The organism is Micrococcus sp. (genome assembly GCF_030523875.1).
Taxonomy (GTDB): domain Bacteria; phylum Actinomycetota; class Actinomycetes; order Actinomycetales; family Micrococcaceae; genus Micrococcus.
In genome coordinates this window covers 1-7243 of the sequence record NZ_JAUNHR010000095.1, presented here as the reverse complement: position 1 = coordinate 7243, position 7243 = coordinate 1, and the positions used below count along the sequence as shown (strand labels likewise).

Sequence of the window (7243 nt, the reverse complement as noted above, 5' to 3'; positions counted from 1 at the left end):
TCACCCATCAGTTCCGGAGGAGATTAGTTGCCGGTTGAATCAGCACGCGGTGAGGCTGAATCGGAGCCGGTGGTTGACTGTGATGCTGAGGCACTCGACGATGCGGATGCACTGGCTGCGGGGGCCTTGGCCACGTAGACGTCTACGCTGCTCCCTACCTCAACGCGGGACCCCGAGGTGGGGCTGGTGCGGAGCACGGTGCCTTCGCGGGCACTGCTGCTTTCTTCAAAGTGAATCTGCACATTCACGCCCAGGGCGGTAATCGCGTTGATGGCCTCTTCAGAGTCTGTACCCTCCAGATTACTGGGTAGGGTCACTGATTTGGGGCCGGTGGAGTACTGCACGGTAATGGTTTCGCCCACTTCTACGCTACCGGTAGGTGAAACGGAGAGCACGGTGTCTACCGTGGAGTCGGAGGTGACGCCGGTGGTGCGGGTTGAGAAGCCCATGGCGGTGAGTTCGTTGACGACCTCATCGAGGGGGCGGCCCTCGAAGGAGGCTGAGTCAATCTCTACCCGGGTTTTCTCGGTGCTGGTTTCGCTGGCACTGGGTGTGGGTGAGACGCTGACGGTTGAGACGGTACCCGAGGCGGTGGGAGTGCTGTCGCCGGTGGTGCTGGAGCGGTTGCTACCAGCTAGTACAAACCAGACGACCGCGGCAATGAGGAGCAGGGCAAGCACCAGGGACACCCAGCCCCAGGGGCTCTTCTTCTTTGCCGGGGGCTCGGCTGCCGGGTAGGCGGCAGCGGCCGGGGCGCTGGGTACACGGGCGGTGGTGGGCTCGGGTTCGTAGTGGGCTCCTGAGCCAAACCGGGCTGCTGCGGGAGCTACGGCGGTGGGGGCCGTCATGACCTGGGTGGCCTGGGTATCTGCCCCCTGGGGCAGGAACTTGCCCAGGGGTGGTACAGCCTTGATGGCGGCCGGGATGTCGCGGCGGCGGATGGCGTCGATAGCGGACGCCAGCGCGGTGGCGGTCTCGGGGCGGTCCGCCGGGTCCTTGGAGAGCAGGCACATGATGAGCGCTGCTGCGGGGGCGGGGACGTCCTTGGGCAGGGGCGGCGGCGGGTCGTTGACCTGTGCCAGGGCGATGGCGATCTGCGATTCGCCGGTGAAGGGGCGCTTGCCTGCCAGGCACTCGTAGCCGATGATGCCCAGAGAATACATGTCTGAGGAGGGGGTGGCCTGCTGGCCGGTTGCCTGCTCAGGCGCCAGGTACTGGGCGGTGCCCATGACCTGGCCGGTGGCGGTGAGCGGCACCTGGTCCGCGAGGCGGGCGATGCCGAAGTCCGTGACCTTCACCCGGCCGGTGGGGGTGATCATCAGGTTGCCGGGCTTGACGTCGCGGTGCACCAGGCCCTGGGCGTGCGCGGCGGAGAGCGCGGCCGCGGTCTGCCGGATGACGCTGAGCGTGCGGTCCGTGGAGAGCGTCTTGTCCTTCTCGAGGATCGCGGACAGGGGCTGGCCCGGGACCAGCTCCATCACGAGGTACGCGGAGCCCCTCTCCTCGCCGTAGTCGTACACGTTCGCGACGCCGGGGTGGTTCAGCAGCGCGGTGTGCTGCGCCTCCGCGCGGAACCGGCGGAGGAAGTTGGGGTCGCCCGTGTACTCCTCCTTGAGGATCTTGACGGCGGTCATCCGGCCCAGGACCTTGTCCCGCGCCTTCCAGACCTCGCCCATGCCGCCGATCGCGATGCGATCGGTCAGCTGGTACCTGCCGCCCAGGGTGATGCCCGATGTCGGCCTCATTCCACGACCACCGCTTCCATGATGCTCTGCATGCTCTCCACCGCCGTCGAATGGGCGGAATCCTCGTTCTGGTCCTCGTAGACCACCGTCACGGCCACCTGCGGGTCCTCCACGGGGGCGAACCCGGTGACCCAGGTGTTCACGTGGTCCGTGCCGTCCATCTCCGCGGTGCCGGTCTTCGCCGCGATCCGGACCACGTCCGAGCGGGCCGCGGAGGCCGTGCCCTCCTGGACCGTGGCCTCCATCATCCCCGTGATCTGCTCGGCCACGTCGGCGTCCATCGCCCGGCCGCGCTCGCGGGGGGCGAACTCGGAGACCACCGTCAGGTCCGGGCGGCGCACCGTCTCCACCATCTCCGGCTCCATGACCACGCCGTCGTTGGCGATGCCCATGGAGACCATGGTCATCTGCAGCGCCGTGGCCTGGACGTCCCGCTGGCCGATCGCGGACTGGGCGAGGGCGGCGTCGTCCAGGTCCTCCGGGAACACGGACTCGGTGACGGGCAGGGGGATCTCGCCGGCGTCGTTGAAGCCGAAGCGCTCGGCCGTCTCGCGGATCCGGTCCTGGCCCAGCTCCACCGCGGCCTGGGCGAACGGCGTGTTGCACGAGTTCGCCACGATCCACGTCAGGGTGGCCGAGCCGACGTCGTTGCACCGACCGCCGTCGAAGTTGGACATCTGCGCGGACGTGCCGGGCAGCGTCCACCGGTCCGGGACCTCGAGGGTCTGGTCCGGGGCGTAGTCGCCGGACTCCAGCATGGCCACCAGGTCCACGAGCTTGAACGTGGAGCCGGGGGAGACGCGCTGCTCCGCGGGCCGGTTGCGGTGCACGTCGAGCCCGGGGATCGCGGTGTACGCGTTCATCGCCTGCACGGACTCGGTGCGGCTGTGGGAGGACAGCGCGTTCGCGTCGAAGCTCGGCTTGGAGGCCATCGCCAGGATCCGGCCCGTGGACGGCTCGGTGACCACCACGGAGCCCTTGGTGCCGTCGGGGATCGAGTCGTACGCCAGCCGCTGGAGCTCCCGATCCAGGGTGAGCTCCACCTGGTCGCCCTCGGGCGTGGCGCCGGTGACGATCTGCAGGGCGCGGTCCAGGAACTGGGAGCTGGAGGTGCCCGCCAGCCGGTCGTCCATGGCCTTCTCCAGCCCGTCCGTGGTGTAGACGAGCGAGTAGTAGCCCGTCAGCGGGGCCCATATGCGGGAGTCCTGGTAGAGGCGCTGGTAGTTGTACGCGTCGCCGGACTCCACGGACTCCGCGATCGGCTCGCCCTCCACCAGGATCGGCCCGCGGGGGGCGCCGAACTCCAGGACCATCTGCCGCGTGTTGAGCCGGTGCCCCTTGAGCGGCTCGGCCGCCACCACCTGGATCACGGAGGCCGCTCCGGCCAGCACCAGGAACATGGCCACCATCACGAGCCACGTGCGTCGGATCGCCTCGTTCACCGGGCCTCACCTCCCGAGGACACCCGGGGGCGGGGTCCGGTCAGGGGGCGCTCGGCGCCCGGGTCGAGCAGGCCCGCGCCGGGGCCGGAGGCGTTGACCATGCCGTCCACGACGGCGGGCCGACGCGCGGCGTGGGAGATCCGCAGCACGAGCGCCAGGATGATCCAGTTGGCCAGCAGCGAGGAGCCGCCCGCCGCCAGGAACGGCGTGGTCAGGCCGGTCAGCGGCAGGACCAGGGTCACCCCGCCCATGACCACGAAGATCTGCCAGGCCATGGTGAACGCCAGCCCGGCGGCCAGGACCTTGCCGAACGCGTCCCGCACGCCGAGGGCGGCGCGCACCATGCGGGTCACCAGGAGCAGGTAGAGCACCAGCACGGCGGACAGGCCCACGAACCCGAGCTCCTCGCCGATCGCGGCCAGGATCATGTCCGAGAACGCGAGCGGCACCTGGGTGGGGTTGCCGGCGCCCAGGCCGGTGCCCAGCAGGCCGCCGGAGGCCATCGCGAACAGGCCCTGCACCACCTGGTAGGAGCCGCCGAAGTCGCGGTTGTAGATCTCGGGGTCGAACGCGTTCAGCCAGATCTGGAAGCGGGCCGTGACGTGCGGCAGGAACAGGAACGCCACCGCCGCCCCGAGGCCCACGAGCACCAGGCCCAGCAGGATCCAGGAGGCGCGCGAGGTGGCGATGTACAGCATCGCCATGAACATGCCGAAGAACAGCAGGGCCGAGCCCAGGTCCCGCTGGAACACGAGCACGCCCAGGGCCACGAACCACGCCACCAGGAGGGGGCCGAGGTCCTGCACGCGGGGGAACGTCACGGGGCCCACGCGGCGGCCCGCCAGGAGGATCAGGTCGCGGTTGGTGGAGAGGTACCCGGCGAAGAACACCGCCAGGGTGATCTTGGCGACCTCGCCCGGCTGGAAGGTGCCCACGCCCAGGTCGATCCAGATGCGCGCGCCGTTGGCGGTCAGGCCGAGCCCGGGCACGAGCGGCAGCAGGAGCAGCAGGCCGGAGACCGCCAGGAACAGGTAGGGCCAGCGGCGCAGCAGGCGGTGGTCCCGCAGCAGGAGGACCAGCACGGCGGCCACCGTCACGGCGAGCACGGACCACACCAGCTGGGAGGTGGGGCGGGCGGCCGCGGTGTCCGCGCTGAGGCGGTTGATCACGGCCAGCCCGAGCCCGTTGAGCAGGATCGCGATGGGCAGGATGAACGGGTCGGCGTACCGCGCGCGCAGGCGCAGCACCACGTGGAGCACCAGGCCGGCGGCGCCCAGCACCGTGATCGGCACCCAGGCGGACTCGCCCACGGTGCCGGCGGTGGAGAGCACGCCGAGCAGGTCCGCGCCCAGGGCGACGGCGACCGCGCCCACCAGCAGGAGCAGCTCGGTGGTGCGGCGGGGGCGGGGCGGGGAGATCACCTCGGTCACGGGGTCGCACCCCCGTCCGCGGCGGCGCCCGCGGCGCCCTGCAGCTCGCCGACGATCTGCTCGGCGTGGCCCAGGTCCCGCGCGGGCATGCCCTGGCGGACCCGGTCCTGGGTGTAGGCCGGCAGCCGGTCCAGGGGGATCTCCGTGCCGCGGTCCACGCGGGAGAGCTCCACCGGCCCGAGGGTCTGCGGGACGCCCTTGAACACGGCCACCCGGCCCTGGTCCTCGCCCACGTAGTACTGGGTCTGGGTCCACAGGTAGCCCCACAGGAGCACGGCGCCCAGGATGAGCGCCAGCAGGGCGGTGAACACGGGGATGAACCAGCTGCGGCGGTACTCCACCGGACGGTCACGACGCCGGCCGCGCCGCCCGGATCGGGCCGCGCCCCGGGGGGCGTCCGGCTCGACGCGGCGGGTGTCGGCCGGAGCCGTGGCGTCGGCCGCGTCCGTGGGCTGCGGGTCGGTGGGCTCCTGCCCGGCGTCGTCCCGGGGGGTCGGGATCGGGCCCTGCGTGACGGGCTCGGAGGGGGCGCGGTCCGGCGTCGTGACGGGGGAGGGGATGCCCTGCGCGTCCGCCCCGGCGGTGAGGAGGGCGGCGGTGCGGCGCGGCCGGTTCTCCGGGACGGGGCTCTCCCCGAGCAGGGCTGCGGAGCGGCGCACCGTGGCGCTGCGGGTGACCACGGGGATCCGGTCCGTGCGCACGGCGGAGTTCGCGGCCCCCACGAGCAGGTGGGGGCGGGCGTCGAGGTCCTCGCGCAGCAGACGGCCGGAGACGGGCCCGCGCTCGGCGGGGCGGGCGGCGGCGAGCGCCTCCTCGGACAGGTGCACCTCGGGCGGCGGGGCGAGCTCCTCGGGGGTGCCCTCGGCGACCTCGAACACCACGAGGGTGACGTTGTCCGGGGCGCCGCCGGCCAGGGTGAGCTCCACGAGGGTGTCCACGGCCTCGTTGAGGGAGCCGGCCTCGGCCAGGAGCTCCCGGATCCGCTGCGCGGGGACCACGTCCGTGAGGCCGTCCGAGCAGAACAGCCACCGCTCGCCGGGCTCCACGGGGACCTCGAACACGTCCAGCTCGGGGGAGGCGTCCACGTCCCCGAGCACGCGCATGAGCACGTTCTTGTTCGGATGGTGCTGGGCCTCCTCGGGGGAGAGCCGGCCCTCGTCCACGAGCTTCTGGACGAACGTGTGGTCCCGGGTGACCTGGGTGAACTCGCCGTCCTTGAGGCGGTACGCGCGGGAGTCGCCGATGTGCGCCATGTGCAGCGTGGTCCCGGCCAGCAGGGCGGCGGTGCACGTGGTGCCCATGCCGGCCAGCTTGGGGTTGGCGTGCACGAGCTCGTTGAGCACGAGGTTCGCGTTCTGGATCTCGTCCGGCAGCACGGTGGCCGGGTCCTCGTAGCCCACGTCGTCCAGCGGGGCCAGGTCCAGCACGGTGGAGGCGCTCGCGACGTCGCCGCCCACGTGCCCGCCCATGCCGTCGGCGAGCACCGCGAGGTGGCGGCCCACGTACGCGGAGTCGTCGTTCTTGGAGCGCACGCGGCCCACGTCGGAGCGGGCGGCGTAGTGCAGGACGAGGGGCATGCGGGATCAGTCCTCGAGGACCATGACGGTCTTGCCGATGCGGATGGCCGAACCCGGACCCAGCGGCAGGGCACGGGTGACGGGGTCGCCGTCCACGTAGGTGCCGTTCGTGGAGCCCAGGTCCTCGAGGAACCAGCGGGTGCCCTGCGGGAACAGGCGGGCGTGACGGCCGGAGGCGTAGTCGTCCTCGAGGACCAGGTCCGCGTCCTCGGCGCGGCCCAGCAGCAGGGGGCCGTCGAGGGCCACGGTGCGCCCGGTGAGCGGGCCCTCGGTCACCCGCAGGGTGCGCGGCAGGCGCGGGGCGGGCAGCACGGGCGCCGCGGAGCGTGCCTCCGCGGCGGCGCGCAGCGCCGGACGGTCCGCGGAGGCGGCGTGCGCCCCGGCGGCGGGCACGGCGGTGACCAGCCCGGCGTCGTGCCGGGCCTGCTCGAGACGGGTCTTGTTGCGCCGGCCCACCACGAGGTCCCGGCCCTGGGACATGACGATCGAGAGGATCAGCACCCACAGGGCCAGCAGCAGCCCGAGGCGGAGCACGGCGACGGCGAGCTCGTTCACTGGGGGATCCTCCCGTCGGCGGCGTCGGCGTGGAAGACCATCTCGGTCCGGCCCACGGTGATGCGATCACCCTGACGCAGCACGGTGGAGCCGTCAACGCGGCGCCCGTTCACCGCCACGCCGTTGCGGCTGCCCAGGTCGATCAGCGTGACCACGGCCCCCACCCGCACCAGGCGCAGGTGGCGGCGCGAGACCGAGGAGTCCGGGACCACGATGTCCGCCTGCTCCGGCGAGCGCCCCACCACCATGTCCTCGAGCGAGATCGGGTGCATCCGGCCGTCGAACTCGAGCGCGGGCACGGCCGGACGGGGGCGGGCGCCCCCGCGTGGCATCACGAGGGTCGCGTCGTCGGCGGAGGCGGACGCCCGAGCTGCGGCGGGTCGCGGCGCCGGCGCGGGGACGCGGGGCGCGGGTCGTGCCGCGGGGGCGGCGGGGGACGACGCGCGGCGGGGCGCCGCGGCGCATCCAGTCGAAGACGCCCAGGTCGTCCTCGT

The 7243-nt window shown here is 72.3% G+C and carries 6 protein-coding genes; all 6 read right to left on the bottom strand.

What is annotated here, in order from left to right; translation table 11 throughout:
- Nucleotides 1-23: 23 nt before the first annotated feature.
- Genes Q4D18_RS10310 through Q4D18_RS10285 form a run of 6 tightly spaced genes read right to left on the bottom strand, consistent with a single transcriptional unit; the run spans nucleotide 24 to nucleotide 7048 of the window.
- Entirely contained in the window at nucleotides 24-1745 is a 1722-nt protein-coding gene (locus Q4D18_RS10310; RefSeq protein WP_303128053.1) for a protein kinase, read from the bottom strand.
- Entirely contained in the window at nucleotides 1742-3187 is a 1446-nt protein-coding gene (locus Q4D18_RS10305; protein WP_303128052.1) for a penicillin-binding transpeptidase domain-containing protein, read from the bottom strand. The genes Q4D18_RS10310 and Q4D18_RS10305 overlap by 4 nt, the downstream gene beginning before the upstream one ends.
- Nucleotides 3184-4617 (bottom strand): FtsW/RodA/SpoVE family cell cycle protein, encoded by a 1434-nt coding sequence (locus Q4D18_RS10300; RefSeq protein WP_303128051.1) that lies wholly within the window; start codon nucleotides 4615-4617, stop codon nucleotides 3184-3186. The genes Q4D18_RS10305 and Q4D18_RS10300 overlap by 4 nt, the downstream gene beginning before the upstream one ends.
- The gene (locus Q4D18_RS10295; protein WP_303128050.1) at nucleotides 4614-6194 is read right to left on the bottom strand and encodes a protein phosphatase 2C domain-containing protein; all 1581 of its coding nucleotides are present in this window, start codon (nucleotides 6192-6194) and stop codon (nucleotides 4614-4616) included. Before Q4D18_RS10295 ends, Q4D18_RS10300 begins: the two co-directional genes overlap by 4 nt.
- A gap of 6 nt (nucleotides 6195-6200) precedes the next feature.
- Nucleotides 6201-6749, bottom strand: a complete 549-nt coding sequence (locus Q4D18_RS10290) for an FHA domain-containing protein (RefSeq protein WP_303128049.1) — start codon at nucleotides 6747-6749, stop codon at nucleotides 6201-6203.
- Nucleotides 6746-7048 (bottom strand): FHA domain-containing protein, encoded by a 303-nt coding sequence (locus tag Q4D18_RS10285; protein ID WP_303128048.1) that lies wholly within the window; start codon nucleotides 7046-7048, stop codon nucleotides 6746-6748. The genes Q4D18_RS10290 and Q4D18_RS10285 overlap by 4 nt, the downstream gene beginning before the upstream one ends.
- Nucleotides 7049-7243 lie beyond the last annotated feature (195 nt).

What these genes read in the sequence shown, in the direction of transcription:
- Q4D18_RS10310 (WP_303128053.1), bottom strand. Translation starts at nt 1,745, where the DNA reads ATGAGGCCGACATCGGGCATCACCCTGGGCGGCAGGTACCAGCTGACC.
- Q4D18_RS10295 (WP_303128050.1), bottom strand. Translation starts at nt 6,194, where the DNA reads ATGCCCCTCGTCCTGCACTACGCCGCCCGCTCCGACGTGGGCCGCGTG.